The following is a 22611-nucleotide window of genomic DNA, read 5'->3' on the forward strand; positions in this document are numbered from 1 at the left end:
GTCAGGGCCCGTTATCGACACCGGCCGGGTCTTCGCCGTCTTTGCGCGGTTTGCGCGGGATGCGAGGACACGCGTCCGTCCACAAACTCGCGAGTCGCAAAGTGCGTGCCTGCCCCGCTGCCTGATTGAATGCGGCTGCGCGTCGGCCCGCGCGGCAACCCTTCTTTTCGACTGATGAATGAGCGAGCCGCGCGTCACGCATGAGGCGCAAGCGGGGGCAAGCGGCGCAAAGCCTGGCAGAAGCGAGCCCGCAATTTGCCGCCTCCTTGTAAAAATGGCGCCGCGAAAGGCCCGAAAAGGCCAGAAAAGGCCGCAAATTGCCCGCAATTCGCGAGCCCAAAAAAACAAAGGCTAGAAAAAACAGCGTGTTGCGAGAGCTGGTACGGCAGTTGCTCTGATGAGTGTGCTTTCTACCTCAGCTTTTAATGGACCTCAACACGATGCCTTCAATTGAACTTCGCACAAGGCAGTCTCTTGCACTTACGCCGCGTCTGCAGCAGTCGGTGCGTCTGTTGCAGCTATCGTCTCTGGAGTTCCAGCAGGAATTGCGAACCGCGCTCGACACCAATCCGTTCCTCGAATACGACTCGTCGGACACGGAAGACGTCGCGCTCGCAACCCCCACGCCGGGCGACGAGGCCGGCGCGCTGCCGGCCACCGATGCAGTCGCCGCAGCCGAACCCGATGCGCTGCCCGCCGAGGCGGTGACGAGCGAAATGCTCGACAGCGGCGGCCCGGACGACATGCCCGGCGACTTTTCCGGCGACTACAGCAGCCGCAGTTCCGCGCGGCAGAACGGCGACTCCGACGGCAGCGATCCCGCCGAATGGGCGCGTTCGCAGCCCACTTTGCGAGAGCAGTTGCACGACGCACTGCGTCTCTACCGGCTTGACGACCGCGATCGCGCCGTGGCGCGCTTCATCATCGAGGCGCTCGACGACGACGGTTATCTGCGCCAGAACCTCGCCGATCTTGCGGATAGCGTCGATCTCGACCCCGAGTTGACGGAAGAAGAGCTGCTCGTCGCGCTGCGTCTCGTGCAGTCGCTCGACCGTCCCGGTCTCGGCGCGCGTTCGCTGTCGGAATGCCTGCTGCTGCAGGTCAATGCGTTGCCCGCCGAGACGCCCGGGCGCGACGTCGCGCGGCAGATCGTCGAGCACCATCTGGAGCGGCTCGCGCGTCGCGAGCAGGCCGAATTGCAGAAGCAGATCGGCTGCAGCGCGGAAGAGTTGCGCGTGGCCTGTGCGCTCGTGCGCAAGCTCGATCCGAAGCCGGGCAACTGCTATGGACGCACGGAAGACAACTATGTGGTGCCGGACGTGATCGTGCGTCAGGTGCGCAACAAGTGGGTGGTCACGATCAACCCGGCCGTGCAGCCGCGCGCGCGCATTCACCGCATGTATGCCGAGCTGTTTGCGCAGTCCGCGGGTGCGAGCCGTTCGCCGCTGGCCCAGCAGCTTCAGGAAGCACGCTGGTTAATCAGGAATGCGCAGCAACGCTTCGATACGATCCAGCGTGTGGCCGAGTGCATCGTCGCGCATCAGAAGGCGTTCTTCCAGTATGGGGAAATCGCGTTGAAGCCGATGGTGCTGCGCGATGTCGCCGATGAACTCGGCCTGCACGAATCGACGATTTCGCGCGCCACGGGCAACAAGTACATGGCGACGCCTCGCGGCATTTTCGAGTTCAAGCACTTCTTCCCGCGCGAACTCGGCACGGAAAGCGGCGGCACCTGTTCCGCCGCGGCCGTCCGCGCGCTGCTCAAGGAAATGATCGCCGCGGAAAACACGCGCGATCCGCTTTCCGACGTGACGCTCGCGAAAATGCTTGCCGATCAGGGCGTGCTCGTCGCGCGCCGCACGGTCGCGAAGTACCGTCATCTGATGAAGGTGCCGCCGGCCGAGTTGCGCCGCCAGGTGTGAACCTGCCGGGCCCGCGACGCAGGGCTCGAATGAAGTTGAAGCGCCACGTGAGGATGTCCGCCCGCGTGGCGCTTTTTCGTATCTGGACGTTTCGCGCACGGCCCATTACATTGGCGGGTTCCATTGCAATGAGTGAGCGGGGTGAGCGCGATGAAGTATTCGAGTCGGGTCGACGGCCTGCAGGGCAGGCGCACGTCGGCGTGGGAGATCCATCGCGTTGCGCAGCAGGCCGCCGCCGCGGGCGAGGACGTGATCGTGCTGAGCGTAGGCGATCCCGACTTCGCAACGCCCGCGCCGATTGTCGAGCGCGCCATCGAGGCGCTGCGCGGCGGCGACACGCACTACAGCGCGGTGTCCGGCCGCGACCCGTTGCGCGCGGCGATTGCCGCCGAACACGCGCGCATGAGCGGTTGCGCGGTCACGGCGGCAAACGTGATCCTCACGGCGGGCGCGCAAAACGGCGTGTTTGCCACCTCGCTGTGTCTGCTCGAAGCAGGCGATGAAGTCATCGTTCCCGAGCCGATGTACCTGACCTACGAAGCCTGCGTGCGCGCGGCAGGCGCGACGCTCGTGCCGGTACCGGTCGACCCCGCGCGCGCCTTCCACCTGGATTGCGATGCGCTGGAACAAGCCGTCACGCCGCGCACGAAGGCCATTTTCTTCGCCACGCCGTGCAACCCGACAGGCGTCGTGATGCCGCGCGCTGACCTGGAGCGGATCGCGCGGCTCGCGTGCCAGCACGATCTGTGGGTGCTCTCCGACGAAGTCTATGCCGACCTCACGTTCGAGCGCGAACATGTGAGCATCATGTCGCTGCCCGGCATGGCCGAGCGTACGGTCACGCTCGGCAGTCTGTCGAAATCGCACGCCATGGCCGGGTGGCGCGTGGGCTGGGCAATCGGCCCGACGCAGCTGATCGAGCACATGGGCCGCCTCGCGCTCGCCATGCTCTACGGCTTGCCGGGTTTCATCCAGCAGGCCGCGCTGACGGCGCTCGCGGACAAGGCGCGCATCGTCGCTGACATGCGCGAAATTTACCGGCGCCGCCGAGACGTCGTGTTAGAACACCTGAGCCGAATTCCGCGCTTGCGCTGTCTGCTTCCCGAGGCCGGCATGTTCATGATGGTCGACGTGAGCGGCACCGGCCTCGATACCGTGGACTTCACATGGCGGCTGTTTCGCGCGCAAGGCGTGTCGGTGCTCGATGCGAGCGCTTTTGGCGAGACCGCGAACGGCTTCGTGCGCCTCGGCTTCGTGGTCGACGAAGCGCGTCTTGCCGACGCTTGCAGGCGGATCGCCGCGTTTGTCGCGACGGTATAATTCATGCGCGATGCGCAAGCGCTCCGCGCTCGCCGATCCACCGCGCCACCGCCCTGAACCATCCGGCTTTGTCAGCCGCAGCCTATGCACTTTCGCCCGATCCAGTCCTTCACGCGCAAACGGCTCTCCGACGTCGTCGCCGATCAGATCAAGCAGTTGATCTCGGACGGCACGCTCATGCCCGGCGACCGCCTGCCGGCTGAACGCGATCTGGCCACGCAGCTGGCGGTGTCGCGGCCTTCGTTGCGCGAGGCGCTGATCCGGCTCGAGTCGGATGGGTATATCGCCACGTCGGGGCGCGGCGGCTTTACGGTGGTCGACCTCACGGCGCCGATCATTTCGCGGCCGCTCGCCGAACTGCTTTTGCAGAATCCGCGTACCAGTGCGGATATTCTTGAGTTGCGCCAGGGCCTCGAAGCCATTTCCACCGTGTATGCCGCCGAGCGTGCCACCGCCGCCGATCTTCGCAAGATCAAGGCGGCGTTCGAGGCGTTGAAGGCGGCCTCGCAGGCGCAGGACCGCATGAATCTCGCGGAGCTGGATGCGGCGTTTCACCTTGCTATTGCCGACTCCACGCATAACATCGCGCTCGCGCATGTAATGCACGGCATCCATACGCTGATTCGCGAGGGCATGCGCCAGTATCATCGGCTGATCGATTACGACGAAGCGATGGAAAAGCAGCTGATGGGCCAGCACCAGGCCATCTACGACGCCGTCATGGCGCGCGACGCGCAAAAGGCGCGCAAGTCGGCAGAGCGGCACCTCGCCTTCGTGCGAGAGATCTACCAGGAAGACGCGGCGAAGCTGTAGGCTTCTCGCGGGCGGCTTCCGCTCCGGCTTGACTCCTCATAGGCAACGCGATGGGCGGCGTAGGTCGCCCGGCCGCTACACGCCGGTTTCCAGTGCCGATTGACATGCACCGGCGACTTCTTTATATTTTTGGTCAGACCAAGCTGACCAGCATGGCCAAAACGCATGGCTGGGATTCCGTCCCGCCGCGCTCTTCCAGTGAACTCATGAAAGTCGCCCTCTTTATTCCGTGTTTTATCGACGCGTTCTATCCCGAGGTCGGCATCGCCACCCTCGAATTGCTCGAACGCTTCGGCATCGAGGTCGACTACCCGCAGGAGCAGACCTGTTGCGGCCAGCCGATGGCAAACAGCGGCGCGCATGCGGAGGCGGCCGGCGCCGAGCGCGTCTTTGCGCGCAACTTCGCCGGCTACGACTACATCGTCGGACCGTCGGCAAGCTGCATTCACCACGTGCGCGAACATCTCACCGCCATCGAGCAGACGGACGAAGTCCGGAAGGTGCGCGCAAGCGCATATGAACTGGTTGAATTTCTGCACGACGTGGTGGGCGCGCGCGAGTTTCCATGGGCCGAGTTTCCGTATCGCGTCGGCCTGCACAACAGTTGCAGCGCGTTGCGGCACCTGAAGGAAGCGTCGATATCGGAAGTCGCGGGCCAGCCGTTTTCCAAACCGCGTACGTTGCTCGCGGGCGTAAAGGGCATCGAGTTCGTCACGCCCTCGCGGCCGGACGAATGCTGCGGCTTCGGCGGGACTTTCTCGGTGACGGAAGAGCCGGTCTCCGTGCGCATGGGGCAGGACAAGGTGCGCGATCATCTGAATGCAGGCGCGCAATACATCGTTTCGGGCGACATGTCGTGCCTGATGCATCAGCAGGGCTGCGCGGAACGCATGAAGGCGGACGCGCGCTTCATTCACATTGCGCAAGTGCTGAACGGAGCGCGCGCATGAGCCGCATCGACCACGCGAAGGCAGCCGGCGAATTCATCAGGAAGACGGAGCACGTCGCGTTTCACGACAGACGCCTGTGGGATTTACGCCAGAAGCGCGATGCGCAGACGCACGGCATTGCCGAATGGGAGACGCTGCGCGAACTGGCCTCCGGTATCAAGGAACATACGCTGTCGCATTTGTCCGTCTACCTCGAACAGTTCGCCGCGGCGGCCGAGGCGAACGGCGTGGTGGTGCATTGGGCGTCGACAGCGGAAGAACATAACGCGCTCGTGCACCAGATCATGTCCGAGCGAGGCATGACCACGCTCGTCAAAAGCAAGTCGATGCTGACTGACGAATGCCGGATGCGCGAATACCTCGAACCGCGCGGCATCACGGTCATGGAAACGGATCTCGGCGAGCGCATCCAGCAGCTCGATCATCAGGACCCGAGCCATATGGTCGTGCCCGCAGTGCACAAGCTGCGCGCCGATGTCGCGCAGCTGTTCGGCCGGACCATCGGCACGGATCCGCAAAACAGCGATATTCACTACCTCGCGGAAAGCCAGCGCATGAATACGCGGCCTTATTTCGTGCGCGAGAAAACGGCGGGCATGACGGGCTGCAATTTCGCGGTGGCTGAAACGGGCACGGTCGTCGTGTGCACGAACGAAGGCAACGCCGATCTGTCGGCGAACGTGCCGCCGTTGCATATCGCGTCGATCGGTATCGAGAAGATCATTCCGAAGGTCGCGGATCTCGGCGTGTTCATCCGCATGTTGTCGCGCAGCGCGCTCGGCTCGCCGATCACGCAATACACGTCGCACTTTCGCGCGCCGCGTCCGGGCACGGAGATGCACTTCATCCTGGTCGATCACGGTCGCTCCGAACGGCTCGCGATGGAGGACTTCTGGTACTCGCTCAAATGCATCCGCTGCGGCGCGTGCATGAATACGTGCCCGGTCTATCGGCGCAGCGGCGGCTTGTCGTATGGCGGTACGTACTCGGGGCCGATCGGTGCGATCATCAACCCGACGTTTGATCTGAAGCGCTACAGCGCGTTGCCGTTTGCGTCGACGCTCAACGGCAGTTGCACGAATGTGTGCCCGGTGAAGATCAACATTCACGAGCAGATCTACAAATGGCGCACGGTGATCGCCGAGCGGCATGAGGTGCCGTTCGTGAAGCAGGAAGTGTTGAAGATGGCGGGGCGCCTGCTGGCGAGCCCGACGCTTTACCGCGCGACCGTCGCGTCGATGGGCGGCGCATTGCGGCGCCTGCCGAATTTCGTGTTGTATAACCCGCTGAATATCTGGGGCAGGCAGCGTGAGTTGCCCGAGGCGCCGAAGCAGACCTTCCACGCCTGGTACAAGAAAAATCGCGGAGGTGGCAATGGCAACGCGTGAGGCCTTTCTCGCGAAGGTGCGGCAGGCGCAACCGGCCGCGCGGCCGCGGCCCGCCGTGCCGCTCTTTGCCGCGACGGGCGGCGCGGGCGGTGATTTACGCGCGCGCTTCACGGCTGCATTGCAAGTCATGGGCGGCACATGCGTCGAAGTGCAGGCGGCGTCCGAGGTCGCGAGCCTGATCCGCGAACGCTTTGGCGCAGCGGTGTCCGTTGCATCGGCGACGGCGGAAGTGCCCGGAACTCGCGAGCTGACGGCGAGCACCGAACCCGCGTCGCTGCAGGACGTCGACGTCGGCGTGGTACGCGCGCGTTTCGGCGTCGCGGAGACGGGCTCGGTGTGGTTCAGCGAACGCGAATACGTCGTCAACGCGCTCGGCTATATCGTGCAGCATCTGGTGGTGCTGCTCGATCCGGCGCAACTGCTGAACGGTTTGCAGGACGTCTACCGGCGCGATGACTTCCGCGACGCGCGTTACGCGGCGCTCGTCACCGGGCCTTCCGCGACCGCGGACATAGAAGGCGTGCTGATTCGCGGCGCGCAAGGTGTGCGTTCGCTGACGGTGGTGTGGCTGGCGGACAACCTGTAGCGCTCGCGGAGTTTGCTATCATCACTGTATAAACATACAGGTCTTGCAAACTCCGTGGCAACCGATGCTCCGCCGGCTTCCCCTGCCGGCGCTCCCTACTATCTGCAGAATTTCGAGCGCGCGCTGACATGGCTCGCGCAACGTTACGACGACCTGCTCGACGCAGGCGAGCGCGCTTTTCTCGACGCCTTCGCGCTGTTGCCGCAGCCTTCGCGCGCGCTGCTGGTTCGCATGCTGATGCGCAAGGGCACGCTGTTTCGTGCGAGCCGCCTCGCTTACGACGAGATAGGCTGCCCGCTGCAAGCCGCGGCGCCCCTCAGCGCGCTGGGGTGGCTGGACCCGGCGCCCCATTTGACCCTCGACGATCTGTTCGCGCTCACTACGCGGGCCGAACTGCTGGACATTTTCGCCGACGCGTTGCAGTTGATTCCAGGCGCGCGCAGCCTGCGCAAGCCCGCGTTGCTGGACGCGTTGCGCCCGTTTCATGCGTCGGGCGAGGAGGGCGAGGAGGGCGATGAGGACGAAAGCGCCAGTACGCCCGCGCGTCCGCTCTCCGCATGGCACCGTCATTCCAACGATTGCGTGTTTCGCGTCGACATTGCGCCGCTGTGCGAGCGTCTGCGGCTAATGTTTTTCGGCAATCTGCAACAGGACTGGTCCGAGTTCGTGCTCGCCGATCTCGGCGTGTTCCAGTATGAGAAGGTCGCGTTCGGGCCGTCGTCGCGTGCCTTCCAGCAGCGCGCGGACGTCGACGTCTATCTCGCGTTGCACGCGTGCCGCGAGGAGCTGGCGCGGCTAGCGTCATTCGGATTGCTGATAAATGCGGATGAAGAACAGACCGCGCTCGATGAACTCGTCGCGCGCGTTCGCGCCGTGCAAACGTCTAACTCATGGCTGGACCTGCGTCGCGCGAAGCTGCTCTTTCGCGTCGGTCAGCATGGCGAACGGCGGCAACTATGGTCCACGGCAGTGGCCGTGTACGGGATCTGCGCATGGCCCGGCGCGCGTCACCGGCGCATGCGTGTGCTGGAGCGCAGCGAGCGTTTCGCCGCCGCGCTCGCGCTGGCGTCGCAGGCTGCCGTCTCGCCCGAAAGCGAGGAGGAGGCGCAGCGCGTCGCGCGCATGCTGCCGCGTTTGCAGCGCAAGCTCGGCAAACCCGCGGCTCGTGTGCCCGCTGCGCGTGCGGCCGAACGCAGCATGCTGACGTTGCCGAGGCCTTTGGCGCCGCAGGCGGTCGAATACGTCGTGCGCGACCACCTGACGTGTGAAACTGCGCCGGTGCATTACGTCGAGAACGCGCTGATCAATTCGCTGTTCGGCTTGCTCTGCTGGGAACCCGTGTTCGCCGCGCTGCCTGGCGCGTTTTTTCATCCGTTTCAACGCGGCCCCGCTGACCTCCATGCGCCGGACTTTCACACGCGGCGCGCCGCGCGGTTCGCCGCGTGTCTCGCTCAGCTCGACACCGGCGTGTATCGCGAGACGATTCTGCGGCATCTGCGCGAGAAAGACGGTGTGCAGTCTCCGTTCGTGTTCTGGGGACTGCTCACGCCCGAACTCGTCGCGACGGCGCTCGACTGCCTGCCTGCCGCGCATCTGAAGCTGTGGTTCGAACGCCTGCTGCGCGACGTGCGCGGCAATCGTTCGGGTCTGCCCGACCTCATCCGCTTCTGGCCCGCCGAGCGCCGTTATGAGCTGATCGAAGTGAAGGGCCCCGGCGACCGCTTGCAGGACAACCAGATCCGCTGGCTCGCGTACTGCGTGCAGCACGGCATGCCGGTGCGCGTGCTCGACGTGCGTTGGGCCGACGAAGCGCAGAGCGATGCGCTGGAGAATCTGGCCGTCGACGCAGGCGCGCCCGCCGCGTTCGCAGCGGAGCGCACCGCATGACCTACGTCGTCGCCGTACGAGCGATGTGCGAGTTCACCGCAAGACGCGGCGACCTCGATCTGCGGTTTACGCCGGCGCCCACTTCGCTGGAAGGCATGGCGGGCCATGTGACCGTCGCCGGGCGCCGTGCGAGCGGCTACGAAAGCGAAATCACGCTGACGGCCACGCATCGCAACCTGACGGTTCGGGGCCGCGCTGACGGCTACGACCCTGCGCAGAACCGTCTAGAAGAGATCAAGACCCATCGCGGCGATCTCGAGCGCATGCCCGCGAATCACCGCGCGCTGCACTGGGCGCAGGCACTGGTGTACGGACATTTGCTGTGCCGCGCGCGTGGGCTGGGCGGCTTGACGGTCGCGCTGGTTTATTTCGATGTGGGCAGTCAGAAAGAAACGTTGCTCACGCAAACGCATAGCGCACGCGAGCTTGAAATTTTCTTCGTCGAACAGTGCGAACGGTTTCTCGACTGGGCCGTGCAGGAAGAAGCGCATCGTGCCGCGCGCAATGCCGCGCTGAGTGCACTGCAGTTCCCGCATTCGCAGTTTCGCAGCGGACAGCGGGAGCTCGCGGTGTCCGTCTATCGTGCCGCGCGCGACGGCAAACCGCTGATGGCGCAGGCGCCCACCGGCATCGGCAAGACGCTCGCCACGATCTTTCCGTTGCTGAAGGCGTGCGCGGCAGAGCACATCGACCGCGTGTTTTTTCTGACTGCGAAAACGCCGGGCCGCGCGCTGGCGCTCGACGCCATAGAAACGCTGCGTCGGAGCGCGGCGCCGTTGCCGTTGAGAACGCTTGAACTCGTGGCGCGCGACAAAGCCTGCGAACATTCCGACAAAGCCTGCAACGGCGAGTCGTGTCCGCTTGCGCGCGGCTTTTATGACCGGCTCGACGCGGCGCGCAGCGCGGCGCTCGCTGGCGCGCGTCTCGATCGTGCGGCAGTGCGCGAAGCAGCGCTCGCCCATGACGTGTGTCCCTATTACCTCGCGCAGGAACTCGCGCGCTGGGCCGACGTCGTGGTGGGCGACTACAACTACTACTACGACAGCAGTGCGATGCTGTACGCGCTTACGCAGATCAACGCGTGGCGCGTGGGCGTGCTGGTCGACGAGGCGCACAATCTGCTCGACCGCGCGCGTCGCATGTATACGGCGTCGCTCGATCAGGCCGCGTTGCGGCTCGCGCGCAAGACCGCGCCGCCAACGTTGCGAAAGCCGCTCGAGCGTTTGCAGCGCGAATGGAATGCGGTAAAGCGCGCGCAAACCGCTTCGTATCAGGTGTACGCCGAGGTGCCGGGCAAGCTGCTGTCCGCCGCGCAGAATCTGATCGGCGCGGTCACGGATCAGCTTGCCGAAGCGCCGCTTTCCATCGACGAGGCAGGGCTGCGGTTCTTTTTCGACGCCATGCATTTTGTCGCGCTCGCCGAGCAGTTCGGCGAGCATTCGATTGTCGACATCACGCTCACGACAGACCGTCACACGCCGCGCGACAAAACCAGTTGCGTGATCTGCGTACGCAATGTGATTCCCGCGCCGTTTCTCGCGTCACGTTATGCGGCGGCGCGCACGACGGTGATGTTCTCCGGCACGCTCACGCCGCATCATTTCTACCGCGATACGCTCGGCCTCGCCAAAGACACGCCATGGCTCGATGTCGAAGGTCCGTTTCGCGCAGAACAGTTGCAGGTGAAGGTGGCGGGCAACGTGTCGACGCGCTGGCGCGATCGCGAGCGTTCGCTCGAGCCCATCGTCGATCTGATTGCGAGGCAGTATGCGGTGCAGCCCGGCAATTACCTGGGTTTCCTGAGCAGTTTCGAGTACTTGCAGCAGATCGTCGCGCTGATGCGCGAGCGGCATCCCGGCGTGCCCGTCTGGGCGCAGGAGCCGGGCATGGACGAAGCGGCCCGCGACGCTTTTCTTGCACGCTTTCGCACAACGAGTCAGGGCGTCGGCTTTGCCGTGCTGGGCGGCGCGTTTTCCGAAGGCGTCGATCTCGTCGGGCAGCAGTTGATCGGCGCCTTCATCGCGACGCTCGGCTTGCCGCAAATGAACGAAGTGAACGAACAGATGCGCCGCACGATGGAGGCGCGTTTCGGCAATGGCTACGAATACATGTACCTGTACCCCGGTTTGCAGAAGGTGGTGCAGGCGGCGGGGCGCGTGATCCGCACGGAGCACGACGAGGGCGTCGTGCATCTGATCGACGACCGTTACAGGCGGCCCGAGGTGCGCCGCCTGTTGCCCCGCTGGTGGCAGGTTCAGTAGGACTTCATTCGTGCGGGGAGGTCGGTCCCGGATTCGCGGGCGTGCCGGGTCCGCCGGCGGGCTTGGAATCGACAGGTATCTGGTCTTCGACCGGCGCGTCGCCTTTAGCGCCTTTAGATGAGACATCGGACGAAGCGCCGTCGGCGGACGACGGGCTCGAAGGCGCTGGCTGCTCTTCCCGCGGTGGCTTATGTTGCGGCGGCTCGCCGGCATCCATGCGCGGCGCCACGCTGTCCGGGTCCCACGTCAGCAGGTTGCGCTGCGGGTTCGCGATTTCGATGCCGCGCTCGCGGAAGCGGTCGAGAATGCGCCGGTTGAATTCGCGCTGCACGCCCCAGCGCGCCGAGTCGCGGCACTGTATCTGACCGGCGAGCGTGACCGCCGAGCCGTCCACGGCGTCGACGCCCCAGAAGCTGAAGTCGGACAGAATGCCGTCCTTGAACTTTTCGTCCTCACGTAGCGCGGCGCCGATTTCCTTCAGCGTATTGATGGCGAGATCCACATCCTGACCGAACACGATGTTCACGCGCACCCCGGCATTGCCGATGCCGCGATTGGTGTTGTTGACCGTCGAGACCGAACTGAACGGCACGGTGTAGAGCGAGCCGTCGCCGCCGCGCAGCCGCACCGTGCGGATCGACAGATATTCGACGGTGCCGGACACGCCCGCGAGCGTGACCCAGTCGCCGACCTGCATCGCGTTTTCCATGAGCAGGAAAATGCCGGTGATGAAGTCCTGCACGAGCTTCTGCGAACCGAAGCCGAGCGCCACGCCGAAGATGCTGGCGCCCGCGAGCAGCGGCCCGATGTTGACGCCCAGCTCGCTCAGTCCGGTCAGCACCACGACGAGCGCGATGACGACGAAAAGGCCGGTGCGCAGCATCGGCAGCAGCGTGCGCAAACGCGCGGCGCGCACGAGGTCGCCGCTCGTCGTCCATCTGTCGAGCCGCCGTTCGACGGACACATTCACGCTTTCCCAGACGACCAGCGCAATCACGGCCGCCACGCCGATCGTGACGATGGCCGACGCGAGCCGATGGCCCACGCTGCCGTTGCGGAACAGCTCGCCGATGTCGACGCCCCACACCGCCAGCAACGCGAGCGCCGTCGCGATGCCGATGATCCACGAGACCACGCGCCGCAGCAGCGGGTAGTAGCGGTATGCGTGCTGATGCACGAGCGACTTGCCGGTGTCTTCTCGTCCGTTGAAGAGCCGCGCGAGCCCGCCGAAGATCACGATGGCGAGCACGCGCGCACCCACCAGCACCGCGATCGACATGCCGCCGAGGTGCAGCAACGCGTGATAGCCGTTCTGCACGTCGAGCGCCCAGATGAACCACAGAGCCATCACGACGAACACCGCGAGCCACGCCCATGCATCGGCGAGCGCATTGGCCGCCATCTCGAGCGATTTGCGGGCCGCGGCGCGCTGCCGGATCAGTTCGCCGACCGGCTTCGCGCATTGCAGGATCAGGATGGAAAGCATCACATGGCCGGCGAGCGCGACGACTTTCATCAACGCGAGGTGCGCGGCGTCGTTCAGGCCGAGCGAATGCGCGATTTCCGCCAACGCTGAACCCACGCCCACCACGCTGACAATGCGGATCACCCAGCGGTGCACGAACGCTGCCCACGCGTCGCTCATGCGCAACAGACGCAGGCGCGGCGCGGCCGGCTGCAGGAAGAAGCCGCTGACGATCACGGCGAGGCGGCACAGCACATAAATATCGACGAGCGAATCGAGGGCGCGGTCTTGCGGCGTGCCGTCGTCGGTGAAGATCGACATGAGGGCGCTCGCCGCGCCGACGAACACCGCCAGCGGCACGAGCCGCAGCACCGTGACGAGCAGCGCGCGCGGCAGGCGCTGCAGGAGCGTCCAGTGATGCGTGGCGTTCTGCTTGCCACGCACTTCGGCTGCCTTGCCGGCGGCTGCGGACGGTGTGGCGGTCGGCCCGACCGAAGGTTGACCGGTGGCGGGCGTAGTGGCCGCGCCCACGGCGGCGTGTTCTGCTTTGGCCGCCGCTTTGGACTCCGCTTCGGCGCGCGCCTCGGCTGGCGGGGCAGCGGGCAAGGGCGGCGCGGCGTGGGCCGCGTCGGCGGGTCGTGGCTCGACGTCGATCGGCAAATCGGTGCGCGCGTCGTGGAACGGGGCGTCGGCGGGATCGGCGTGTTCGCGCCGCGCCGCCAGCGCGCGATACGCGCGGCGCAGCAGACGCCGCGCTAGCCATTCGAGCACGAGCGCCGGCAACAATGCGGCGAGCAGCGACCATGCGACGTGCGCGAGGATGGAGCGGGCTTGCGGACTCGTCGACTGCCAGTTCCACCATGCGCGCACCGAGGCGACATCGAGCAGCGCCGTCACCGAGTTGCGCAGCGACGTGCCCAGATGGACGGCCCAGTGCGCGCCCTGACGCGCGAGTTGTGAGGCGAGTCCATTGGATTTGAATGCGGCAGGCACGAGCGCGGCGGCGCCGCTCGCAGCCGCGGGCGCGGAGGCGGCGGTCGCGGCGGAAGCCGGTGCGCTGAGCGCGCCGGCGGCGGCGATGGCCTGCAAGGTATCGGCGACCTGCGCGCGGCGCTTTGGGTCGTTGAGCACGGCGAGCGCCTGGCGCGCCTCGTCCGGTGTCAGCGTGACGGCGGTGCCTGACGCCGCCGAGGCTGGCGTGGCCGGCGTCACGGCGGCGAACACGGGCGGGGCGCCGAAAAGAAACAAAGCGACGAAAGAGGCGTGTAGTAGTTTGCGCATAAGGTATGAGACGGGCTGCGGAGTGCGGACGGCTTGCGGGGCGCATCGGCCGCGCTGGCGATGGTGGCCTGGTCTTGACCGACACGGCTTTCGTGGCACAAGTTCCTGCGGCGGAGTTCGCGAGGCCTTGGGGCGGCCCTATTCGGCAAGAGGCAACGCCGGCAATGCCGGCAAAAAGCGGTAGCAAATTGCTTGCCTGTGCGTGGCACGCGGGTCCAGGCGGGCGCTAGGATCGTCAGGAGCAACGGGGCACAGGCAGTACCAGGAGCAAAAGCAGTAGCAGCAGTACAAGCAGTGCAAGGGACGGAGGGTGTGAGTCGCGCTGGCGAGACGCTCGCTCGCCAGTCAGGAGGAAGGGGGCGCACAGGGGCGGCGCGGCCGCCCACTGCAAGAAACTACGCCGAAGCCGCCGACATCAGCGAAGGTGCGCGCCTCTCGGCTTCGCCGTCCCCGTCGGCATCCGTGCCGCCGTTCGACCCATGGCCGCCCGACGGCTCCGGATGCAGCCGGTCGGCGTGCATCAGCCGGTACAGCGTGGCGCGCGAGATGCCGAGTTCAGCCGCCGCCTCCGACAATTTATAACCATGCCTCTGCAATGCATGTTCGATCGCGTCTTTTTCGGCCTTGCTGCGAATTTCCGCGAGCGTGACGGCCGGGCCGTTGTCCGTGGCGGGCAAGCCGAGATCGTTCGCGGTGATGAAACGGCCCTCGCTCATTACGACGGCGCGCCGCACGCAGTTGATCAGTTCGCGCACATTGCCCGGCCACGCGTAGTTCGACATGGCGACGATGGCGTCGCTCGACAGCCCGCGCAGTTTGCGCGCGCCGTCCTGCTTGTACATGCTGAGTGCATAGTTCGCGAGCAGCTTGATGTCGCCGCCACGTTCGCGCAACGGCGGTTCGACGAGGCGCAGCACGCACAGCCGGTGATACAGGTCGGCGCGGAAGCGGCCTTCCTCGACGGCCTTGTCGAGATCGACGTGGGTCGCCGAAATAACGCGAACGTCAACGTGAATCGGGCCATTACCGCCGAGGCGCTCGATCGTGCCTTCCTGCAGGAAGCGCAGCAGCACGGCCTGGCATTCGTGCGGCATATCGCCGATTTCATCCAGAAAGAGCGTGCCTTCATGCGCGCTTTCAATCCGGCCGATCTTGCGCTGGAGCGCGCCGGTGAACGCGCCGCGTTCGTGACCGAAGAGTTCCGCCTGCAGCAGGCTCGGGGGAATCGCCGCGCAGTTGATGGCGACGAACTGACGGCCCGCACGCGGCGAGCGCTCATGGATGGCGCGTGCGGTCAACTCCTTGCCCGTGCCCGACTCGCCCGCGATGAACACCGGCGCTTCCGTCGCGCCGCATTTGTCGATGCGCCGGTACAGCTGCTGCATGGCCTCGCATTGGCCGACCATGCCGTGCCGCCCGAGCGACGGTTCCGGCGCGACATGAACGTGCCGCAGCGACGACAGCCCGTGCGCGTGGCCGAGCGCGAACACGAGCCGCTCGTTCAGCCACGGCCGCGTGACGAAATCAAAGCAGTAATCGAGGATAAAACGGCTGACCAGTTCGTTATCCGCCTGGCCCGGCGCGATTTGCGCGACCCAGTTGGTTTCGGGGCGGCGCATGCACGAGGCAAGCGCGGAGAGTTGCTGCGACGTGCAGTCTTCCGGCAGTTCGACAAGACCGACCTTGATGTTGTCGCGGTCGATCACGCGCTCCGCGCTCGCGGTGTTTTTCGCGTGCACGGCATGCCAGCCGGATTGGGCGAGAAAGTCCGCGAGTTTCTGATCGGGCGAGTTCGATACGTAGAGAACCGTGCGTTCCGTGTCCGCAGATGCGAAAGTCATGTCCATTACCCCCGATTCCGTGCTGCTCTCAAAACTGCTGTTCGACGTTGTTAAGGACCGGCAGGCAAAGACCGGCAGGCAAGGACCGGCAAGCGGGATGAACTACGTCGCAACCGCCGGGGTAGTTCATCCGCGAATCACTTGTACCGCTTGTGAATTCTTTCGCCTATTGGATCGCGCTCTTGGCGGCGCGTGACTTAAACATAAGCGAAAGCGCTTTGGAATGCTATACAAACAAATCAGTAGCGGAAAAGTTTGTTGATTTGACTGGCGCTTATTCGGTAGTCGCCGGAAATTCCGGGCACTGCGTGCTTAATCGACTGCCGCTCCCATTCCAATACGTCAAGCCCGGTTATGCGCGCTGGGGTACACAGTGCGTGAACGAACGCGTCACGCGCATGCACACGCCGCCATTTCCGATGTTTCATGTCTGCAACAGAATCGGCATTATGCGTTTCCACCAAATCGGCACCGTTTTGATGCGCCTCGATGTCCGCCTATTTGTCCGGGGTTCCACGCAAACCGCGAATGCGCGCGGGGGCAAGGAATACGGCACTCAAATGAAGCGCGCATTCCATGTGCGCAATACGTCTCTTTTACGTCGATCTCAGGCCGCAAAGCGTCTCGAATACGAATCACTGGGCGTGCTTCGAGCGGGCCACACTATCGGTGGATAGCGGCGCATCGTGGATGATGCCCCGTACGACAGGACCTGGGCGCACATGGCATAGCCATTGCATTAAGGGAGTCACAGCGAATGTGTTGCTGCCCGTCAGCCGAGGAAGATGAGGCCGAAGCGAGGGGAAAGCCGAAACGACCGGCAGCAACAGAACGACTTCGTGGACGCGGCCGGGGAATGCCAATGCGTCTGACGAGGCTGCGGCGGGGCCACTGACAGACGGACGTCAAATAAGAGGGGCGAACAACCGATGCGAAGCGGTTGTTCGGCACCCGACGACGCAAAGCTCTGACCTCGCCGGTTTTTTCGTCTGTGAAGGGGCAGGTGCTGGCTAAATAACGACAGGTACCTCGCGCGAAACGTTTGCGCGAGCGACGTGCATAACAGGGAAGGGGCAGCGTACGGTCTGGACCAACCGGCGCGACGAAGCGGGGAGAAGGCCAAAGCCTCCATCAGAGAGGCGCAAATGCGAGGTGGACCGGGCGCCGTGTTCGCGCTGTCGCGTGGGCACGGCGGACCTGGAAGGCTGCAGCGCAGCCGTCAGCGTATCAGCGTGTCATTCGTACGGGGGATGTCATGAAAACGCCAATTTACGGGCCGGCCCGCGCGCCGCGCCACGCCCAGTCAGCAACTTCAGCCACGGCAGCCACATCAGCCACGGCAGCCACGGCAGCCACATCAGCCACATCAGCCACTCGCTCTGCGGCGCCGGTCGCGCGTCTTCGTTATCGGGCCTATGTGGGCGCGCGGCGCGCATGGTTCGCCGCGCCGCCCGTCGATCTGATGACGCTCGTGATTGCCGATGCGATCAAACGGCGCGCGCAGGCGGAGATTCAGCGCCCCGCGCTGCGCGACGCCTACGAACTGCCGGTGGCGCAGGAGAGGAACGCCGGGTGCGATGCGGAGAGCCCCGCGTGGGAAGACGGCGACCCGGACTGACGAGCGCTTTGGACCGTTGCGCACGGCGGGCGTCGCATGCGTTCCGCATAAGTGTCGAACCGGACCTCGGAGTCGGCGCGGCAACCGCACGCCGCCTGCTGCACGCTCGTGGCATCGTGTAAAGCCAGTTTCTGTCAGCGAGCCGAGTGCGGGGTCCTCCATGACCAACGAGTTCAGCGGTCCTAGCGGCGTGTCTGCGATTCTCTCGAATCCGATTCTCAACACGGATTCATACAAGGCGTCGCATTATTTGCAGTATCCGCCGGAAGCGTCGGCGATGTTTTCCTACATCGAATCGCGCGGCGGGCGCTACGACCGTACGCTCTTTTTCGGCCTGCAGATGCTCATCAAGGCGTATCTGTGCCGGCCGATTACCGCGCCGATGATCGACGAAGCGAAGGCGTTCTTCGGTGCGCACGGCGAGCCGTTCAACGAAGCGGGCTGGCGCTACGTCGTGGAGCGTCACGGCGGTTATCTGCCGGTGCGCATTCGCGCGGTGCCCGAAGGTTCGGTGGTGCCCACGCATAACGTGCTCGTCACCGTGGAATGCGACGACCGCGAGGTGTTCTGGCTCGCGTCCTATCTCGAGACCCTGCTCTTGCGGGTGTGGTATCCGATCACGGTCGCAACGCAAAGCTGGCATCTGCGCAAGACGATCCGCGACTATCTGCTGAAGACCAGCGACGATCTCACCCAACTGCCGTTCAAGCTGCACGACTTCGGGGCGCGCGGCGTGTCGAGCGCGGAATCGGCGGCGATAGGCGGCGCGGCGCACCTTGTGAGTTTCATGGGATCGGATACGGTGCTCGGCGTGGTGGCCGCGAATCACTACTACAACGAGACTATGGCCGCGTTTTCGGTGCCGGCCGCCGAACACAGCACGATCACGTCGTGGGGGCGCGAGCGCGAGACGGAGGCGTACCGGAACATGATCGCGAAGTTCGCGAGGCCGGGTGCAATCGTTTCCGTGGTGTCGGACTCCTACGATCTGTTCGCGGCACTGAAAGTGTGGGGCACGGAGCTGAAGCAGGCGGTGCTCGATTCCGGCGGCACGCTGGTGATCCGCCCTGACTCCGGCGATCCGCGCAGCATCGTGCTGCAAACCTTGCGTGCGCTGGAGGCGTCGTTCGGATCCACGGTGAACAGCAAGGGGCGGCGCGTGTTGAACAACGTGCGCGTGATTCAGGGCGACGGCGTGAATCCGGACTCGCTCGAGGCCATTCTCGCCGCGATGGACCACGCGGGTTTTGCGGCGGACAACATCGTGTTCGGCATGGGCGGCGCGCTGTTGCAGCAGATCAATCGCGATACGCAGCGCTTTGCGATGAAATGTTCCGCCATCCGGCTCGGCGACGCCTGGCACGACGTGTCGAAAAACCCGGTCACGGACAGCACCAAGCGCTCCATGAAAGGGCGGCTGACGCTGCTCGTCAATCGTCGAACGGGCGAGTACCGCACCGCCACGCTGCCGCTCGCGCCGCAGGAGAACGCCGGCGCTGCTGCGGCGGATTGGCGGGACGCGATGGTCACGGTGTTCGATTCGGGCAAACTGCTGGTCGACGATTCGCTCTCCGCGATCCGCGCTCGCGCTCATGCGCACGAGGGCTAGCCGTTGTCCGTCCACGGGCGTGCGCGTCTCATTGGATACAATCCCGATTCCGCAGGTGTTCAGGAAGAGGACTTCCACAGCGGCTTAAAAAGCGGCTTGAAGTCGGTCACAAGCAGGCCTCGGGCAGCCTGAAGCAGGCCGCAAGCAGGCCTTAAGCAGACACCAGGCAGACACCAGGCACGCAGCAAAGCAACGCTTCGAAGCAGCGCTTCGAAGCAGCCGGCAACCCATTACCAGAACAAATGAGCCATCCCAACACTCAAGTGATCGAACGCTTTTACACGGCGTTCCAGCGGCGCGATGCCAGGACCATGATTGCCTGCTACGCGGACGACGTCGTCTTCAGCGACCCCGCGTTCGGCGAATTGCGTGGCGACGAGGTGCGCGACATGTGGCGCATGCTCGTCACGCGCGCGCAGGATTTTTCGCTGACCTTCGACAGCGTGGAAGCCGACGAGCACAGCGGTCGCGCGCATTGGACCGCGGGCTATGTGTTCAGTCAGACGGGCCGCCCGGTGGTCAATCATGTCGAGGCGCGCTTTGCGTTTCGCGATGGGCTCATCGTCGAGCATCGCGACAGTTTCGATTTATGGGCATGGATGCGTCAGGCGTTGGGCGCGCGCGGCGCATTGCTCGGCTGGTCGCCGCTCGTGCAGCGCACGATCCGCGCGCGGGCGAGGAAGGGGCTCGAGATTTACCGGCGCCAGGAACATAACGTCTGAGTGCGGGCCTCGGCCGATGCACTATTCTTGTTTTATCCAACAGCGGGGACAGGTATGCCGGTAGTGGATGCCGCATGGCAGGAATGGCTGCGTACCAACGCGGCGCGCGGCTGCACCATGGATTCGATGATCGAGGCCATGGTGCAGGCCGGCTTTGCCGTGGACGCCGCGAGCGAAGCGGTGCGCGGCGCGTTCGGCCTGAGCGCGTCCGCCACGTCGGCGGCGGCGAGCTCCGCGGCCTCCGCGGGCGGAACGGAAGCCGCGCTGCCGCAGGCTGCGCAGCAGGCGCGCTCAGCCTATCAATACGACGCGGGCCCCGTCGCGCCAGGCAATACGATTCGCGCCTTCGACCGCGACGTGCAGGTGTTGATGCGCTGCGACCGCCCGCAGGTGATCGTGTTCGCGGACGTGCTCTCGCCGGAGGAATGCAACGAGGTGATCGAGCGTTCGCGGCATCGGCTGAAACGTTCGACTATCGTCGATCCGGCGACCGGCCAGGAAGGCGTGATCCGCAATCGCACCAGCGAGGGCATCTGGTATCAACGCGGAGAAGACGCGTTTATCGAGCGGCTGGACCAGCGTATCGCGAGCCTGATGAACTGGCCGGTCGAGAACGGCGAGGGCTTGCAGATTCTCCACTACGGCCCGACCGGCGAATACCGGCCGCATTTCGACTATTTTCCGCCCGATCAGCCCGGTAGCGCGGTACACACCGCGCGTGGCGGGCAACGCGTCGCGACGCTCGTCGTCTATCTGAACGACGTGGCCGACGGCGGCGAAACGATCTTTCCGGAAGCGGGTTTGTCCGTGGCCGCGAAGCAGGGCGGCGCGGTGTACTTCCGCTATATGAACGGCCAGCGCCAGCTCGATCCGCTGACCTTGCACGGCGGCGCGCCGGTGCGTGCCGGCGACAAGTGGATCATGACCAAATGGATGCGCGAGCGCGCATACGTCTGATGGCAGCCGCGCCGCGCGCCGTGGCCGGCGCCGGTTCGTTGGCCGGTTCGCTTGCCGGTTCGTTTGCCGGTGACTGCGCCGGGCTCGTCACGCGCCTCGGTAAACGTCCGGGTTATGCACTTCCATGAAAAGCCCGGGGTTCGACAAAGCCTTGAACCCGTGCGGCCGATACACATGGTGCGCGTCCGTCGTCGCCAGCATGATTCTTCTCAGGCCCTGCAGCGACTCGCTCGCAAAGAGCTGCGCGAGCAACGCATGTGCATAGCCTTTGCCGCGATACGACGGCAGCACGAAGACATCGCATAAATAGGCAAACGTCGCATGGTCCGTGACGACGCGCGCGAACGCCACCTGCCTGCCGCCGACATAGCCGCCCACGCACAGCGAGCCGGCAATCGCGCGTTCGAGCGTCTCGCGCGGCATGCCCTTCGCCCACGGCGTTTCCTGCGAGAGAAACGCATGCACCATGTCGATGTCGAGTTCGTCTTTATTGCTCGAAATTCGCAGCTCGTTGAGAGTCGTCACGTGGTCTCCTGATTGCCGTTGGATCTCAGCCCTTCGCGGGATCTTCCGCGCCGCGCGAGCCGCCGCCGATGCTCTGGCCGGCGTCGCGCGCAAGGCCCATGTAGCCGATCACCGACAGAAGCGTCAGCACGCCCGCCAGCAGAAACGCGAGGCGGAAATCGTCGAGCGTGAAGACGTGGCCGGGCGTCTGGCCGTTGAAGAATGCGGCGGCGCGCAGCGACACCGCGCCGAATGCAATGCCGAGGCCGATCGTCATTTGCGCCGCGGCACTCCAGAGGGTGCTGGCCGCGCTCATTTGCGGCTGCGCGACGTCGGCATAGGCGAGCGTCGCGAGCGTCGAAAACTGCATGGAGCGCGCGACGCCGTAGACGAACACCACGATCAGCACGAGCGCGAGCGGCACCTCGGGTGTCAGCAAGCCGCACGCGATGATGAAGATGCCAGCCACCGTCACGTCCACGATCGACACCATGCGAAAGCCGAAGCGCTGCAGGATGCGCGTGGTGAGCGCCTTCATGCCGAGATTGCCGAGCGCGCTCGCGAGCAGCAGCAGCCCCGACTTGAACGCCGACAAGCCGAAGCCGACCTGGAACAGCAGCGGCATCAGATAAGGCACGGCGCCGATGCCGATACGCGTGAACGAGCCGGTCACGACGGTGACCGAAAACGTCGGAATCTTGAGCGTGGAGACGTCGATGAGTGGATGCGGATGGCGCTTCGCATGCTGGAACGCGACGACCCCGACGACCAGGCCCGCGGCGATAATCGCGCCGGCGATCCACGGGTTTTCGGCAGGCTGGCTCGCCAGTTCCGCGCCGTACAGGATCGCGGTGAGCGCCGTGCCGCTCAGCAGCAGGCCCACCACGTCGAGCGGCTTGCGCTCGCTGCCGCGCAGGTTCGGCACCATGGCGAGCGCAACGGCCATTGCGGCGAGGCCGAACGGCACGTTGAGCAGGAAAATCCAGCGCCACGACGCGTAAGTCGTGATGAAGCCGCCGATTGGCGGGCCGACCACCGGCGCCGCAATGGCCGGCCACGTGATGGTGGAAATGGCCTGCATCATGCGGCTCTTTTCGGTGCTGCGGACGACGATCAGCCGGCCCACCGGCACCATCATGGCACCGCCGATGCCTTGCAGCAGGCGCGCGGCGGTGAATTCGGCGACGTTCTGCGAGAGGCCGCACAGCACCGAGGCGGCCGTGAACACGCCGATCGCCGTGAAGAAGACGGTGCGCGAGCCGCAGCGGTCGGCGATCCAGCCGCTTGCCGGAATAAAGATAGCCAGCGCCAGCATGTAGGCCGTCATGCCGAGACTGACGCTGTTCGGCCCGACGCCGAACGAGTGCGCCATCTGCGGCAACGCGGTCGCGATCACCGTGGTGTCGAGATACTCCATGAAAAACGTGGCCGCGACGATGTAGGGCAGCCAGCCGACATGCTTGTCACGCGCGCTCGCCGCGCTCATC

Annotated in this window: 17 protein-coding genes; 13 read left to right on the forward strand and 4 right to left on the reverse strand. The window is 65.1% G+C overall.

What is annotated here, in order from left to right; all coding sequences use genetic code 11:
• Nucleotides 1–440 precede the first annotated feature (440 nt).
• From ACEN8U_RS07135 to ACEN8U_RS07170, 8 genes are all read left to right on the forward strand, one after another.
• Nucleotides 441–1922, forward strand: a complete 1482-nt coding sequence (locus tag ACEN8U_RS07135; RefSeq protein ID WP_310107582.1) for an RNA polymerase factor sigma-54 — start codon at nucleotides 441–443, stop codon at nucleotides 1920–1922.
• A 150-nt stretch (nucleotides 1923–2072) separates the two neighbouring features.
• Nucleotides 2073–3242 (forward strand): pyridoxal phosphate-dependent aminotransferase, encoded by a 1170-nt coding sequence (locus ACEN8U_RS07140; RefSeq protein WP_310108067.1) that lies wholly within the window; start codon nucleotides 2073–2075, stop codon nucleotides 3240–3242.
• A gap of 84 nt (nucleotides 3243–3326) precedes the next feature.
• Nucleotides 3327–4055 (forward strand): FadR/GntR family transcriptional regulator, encoded by a 729-nt coding sequence (locus tag ACEN8U_RS07145; RefSeq protein ID WP_310107583.1) that lies wholly within the window; start codon nucleotides 3327–3329, stop codon nucleotides 4053–4055.
• Between the two features lie 206 nt (nucleotides 4056–4261).
• Complete coding sequence (locus ACEN8U_RS07150) at nucleotides 4262–5005, forward strand: (Fe-S)-binding protein (RefSeq protein ID WP_310107585.1); 744 nt, start codon at nucleotides 4262–4264, stop codon at nucleotides 5003–5005.
• Nucleotides 5002–6393, forward strand: a complete 1392-nt coding sequence (locus ACEN8U_RS07155; protein ID WP_310107587.1) for a lactate utilization protein B — start codon at nucleotides 5002–5004, stop codon at nucleotides 6391–6393. The genes ACEN8U_RS07150 and ACEN8U_RS07155 overlap by 4 nt, the downstream gene beginning before the upstream one ends.
• Nucleotides 6380–6979: a LutC/YkgG family protein gene (locus tag ACEN8U_RS07160; RefSeq protein WP_310107589.1), complete on the forward strand. Its 600-nt coding sequence runs from the start codon at nucleotides 6380–6382 to the stop codon at nucleotides 6977–6979. The genes ACEN8U_RS07155 and ACEN8U_RS07160 overlap by 14 nt, the downstream gene beginning before the upstream one ends.
• Nucleotides 6980–7033: 54 nt before the next feature.
• Nucleotides 7034–8866 (forward strand): VRR-NUC domain-containing protein, encoded by a 1833-nt coding sequence (locus tag ACEN8U_RS07165; protein ID WP_310107591.1) that lies wholly within the window; start codon nucleotides 7034–7036, stop codon nucleotides 8864–8866.
• Nucleotides 8863–11127 (forward strand): ATP-dependent DNA helicase, encoded by a 2265-nt coding sequence (locus tag ACEN8U_RS07170; protein ID WP_310107593.1) that lies wholly within the window; start codon nucleotides 8863–8865, stop codon nucleotides 11125–11127. The genes ACEN8U_RS07165 and ACEN8U_RS07170 overlap by 4 nt, the downstream gene beginning before the upstream one ends.
• A gap of 4 nt (nucleotides 11128–11131) precedes the next feature.
• On the opposite strand, the gene ACEN8U_RS07175 is transcribed toward ACEN8U_RS07170, so the two are convergent.
• Together ACEN8U_RS07175 and ACEN8U_RS07180 are read right to left on the reverse strand one after the other, a co-directional pair.
• Nucleotides 11132–13873, reverse strand: a complete 2742-nt coding sequence (locus ACEN8U_RS07175; protein WP_310107595.1) for a mechanosensitive ion channel domain-containing protein — start codon at nucleotides 13871–13873, stop codon at nucleotides 11132–11134.
• Nucleotides 13874–14268: 395 nt separating this feature from the next.
• On the reverse strand, nucleotides 14269–15720 hold the full coding sequence (locus tag ACEN8U_RS07180; RefSeq protein ID WP_013590248.1) for a sigma-54-dependent transcriptional regulator: 1452 nt from the start codon (nucleotides 15718–15720) through the stop codon (nucleotides 14269–14271).
• A 146-nt stretch (nucleotides 15721–15866) separates the two neighbouring features.
• Here ACEN8U_RS07180 and ACEN8U_RS07185 point away from each other — a divergent pair, with 146 nt between their 5' ends.
• The 5 genes from ACEN8U_RS07185 (at nucleotide 15867) to ACEN8U_RS07205 (ending at nucleotide 20620) form a co-directional block, all read left to right on the forward strand.
• Nucleotides 15867–16391 (forward strand): hypothetical protein, encoded by a 525-nt coding sequence (locus tag ACEN8U_RS07185; protein ID WP_310107598.1) that lies wholly within the window; start codon nucleotides 15867–15869, stop codon nucleotides 16389–16391.
• A 785-nt stretch (nucleotides 16392–17176) separates the two neighbouring features.
• Entirely contained in the window at nucleotides 17177–17332 is a 156-nt protein-coding gene (locus tag ACEN8U_RS07190; protein ID WP_368579287.1) for a hypothetical protein, read from the forward strand.
• Nucleotides 17333–17492: 160 nt separating this feature from the next.
• Entirely contained in the window at nucleotides 17493–18941 is a 1449-nt protein-coding gene (locus ACEN8U_RS07195) for a nicotinate phosphoribosyltransferase (RefSeq protein ID WP_310107604.1), read from the forward strand.
• A gap of 242 nt (nucleotides 18942–19183) precedes the next feature.
• Complete coding sequence (locus ACEN8U_RS07200) at nucleotides 19184–19663, forward strand: nuclear transport factor 2 family protein (RefSeq protein WP_310107606.1); 480 nt, start codon at nucleotides 19184–19186, stop codon at nucleotides 19661–19663.
• A gap of 54 nt (nucleotides 19664–19717) precedes the next feature.
• Nucleotides 19718–20620, forward strand: a complete 903-nt coding sequence (locus tag ACEN8U_RS07205; protein ID WP_310107609.1) for a 2OG-Fe(II) oxygenase — start codon at nucleotides 19718–19720, stop codon at nucleotides 20618–20620.
• Between the two features lie 87 nt (nucleotides 20621–20707).
• On the opposite strand, the gene ACEN8U_RS07210 is transcribed toward ACEN8U_RS07205, so the two are convergent.
• Both ACEN8U_RS07210 and ACEN8U_RS07215 read right to left on the reverse strand, forming a co-directional pair.
• Nucleotides 20708–21145 (reverse strand): GNAT family N-acetyltransferase, encoded by a 438-nt coding sequence (locus ACEN8U_RS07210; protein WP_309588581.1) that lies wholly within the window; start codon nucleotides 21143–21145, stop codon nucleotides 20708–20710.
• 25 nt (nucleotides 21146–21170) lie between these two features.
• On the reverse strand, nucleotides 21171–22610 hold the full coding sequence (locus ACEN8U_RS07215) for an MFS transporter (protein ID WP_014971837.1): 1440 nt from the start codon (nucleotides 22608–22610) through the stop codon (nucleotides 21171–21173).
• Between the last annotated feature and the right edge of the window lies 1 nt (nucleotide 22611).

The organism is Paraburkholderia phenoliruptrix, assembly GCF_047325075.1.
GTDB lineage: Bacteria > Pseudomonadota > Gammaproteobacteria > Burkholderiales > Burkholderiaceae > Paraburkholderia > Paraburkholderia phenoliruptrix.

Bases quoted from the DNA above. Each gene is read 5' to 3' on its own strand.
- ACEN8U_RS07135 (WP_310107582.1), top strand. From the start codon at position 441: ATGCCTTCAATTGAACTTCGCACAAGGCAGTCTCTTGCACTTACGCCG.
- ACEN8U_RS07140 (WP_310108067.1), top strand. From the start codon at position 2,073: ATGAAGTATTCGAGTCGGGTCGACGGCCTGCAGGGCAGGCGCACGTCG.
- ACEN8U_RS07145 (WP_310107583.1), top strand. From the start codon at position 3,327: ATGCACTTTCGCCCGATCCAGTCCTTCACGCGCAAACGGCTCTCCGAC.
- ACEN8U_RS07150 (WP_310107585.1), top strand. From the start codon at position 4,262: ATGAAAGTCGCCCTCTTTATTCCGTGTTTTATCGACGCGTTCTATCCC.
- ACEN8U_RS07155 (WP_310107587.1), top strand. From the start codon at position 5,002: ATGAGCCGCATCGACCACGCGAAGGCAGCCGGCGAATTCATCAGGAAG.
- ACEN8U_RS07160 (WP_310107589.1), top strand. From the start codon at position 6,380: ATGGCAACGCGTGAGGCCTTTCTCGCGAAGGTGCGGCAGGCGCAACCG.
- ACEN8U_RS07170 (WP_310107593.1), top strand. From the start codon at position 8,863: ATGACCTACGTCGTCGCCGTACGAGCGATGTGCGAGTTCACCGCAAGA.
- ACEN8U_RS07175 (WP_310107595.1), bottom strand. From the start codon at position 13,873: ATGCGCAAACTACTACACGCCTCTTTCGTCGCTTTGTTTCTTTTCGGC.
- ACEN8U_RS07180 (WP_013590248.1), bottom strand. From the start codon at position 15,720: ATGGACATGACTTTCGCATCTGCGGACACGGAACGCACGGTTCTCTAC.
- ACEN8U_RS07190 (WP_368579287.1), top strand. From the start codon at position 17,177: ATGACGCTCGTGATTGCCGATGCGATCAAACGGCGCGCGCAGGCGGAG.
- ACEN8U_RS07195 (WP_310107604.1), top strand. From the start codon at position 17,493: ATGACCAACGAGTTCAGCGGTCCTAGCGGCGTGTCTGCGATTCTCTCG.
- ACEN8U_RS07200 (WP_310107606.1), top strand. From the start codon at position 19,184: ATGAGCCATCCCAACACTCAAGTGATCGAACGCTTTTACACGGCGTTC.
- ACEN8U_RS07205 (WP_310107609.1), top strand. From the start codon at position 19,718: ATGCCGGTAGTGGATGCCGCATGGCAGGAATGGCTGCGTACCAACGCG.
- ACEN8U_RS07215 (WP_014971837.1), bottom strand. From the start codon at position 22,610: ATGAGCGCGGCGAGCGCGCGTGACAAGCATGTCGGCTGGCTGCCCTAC.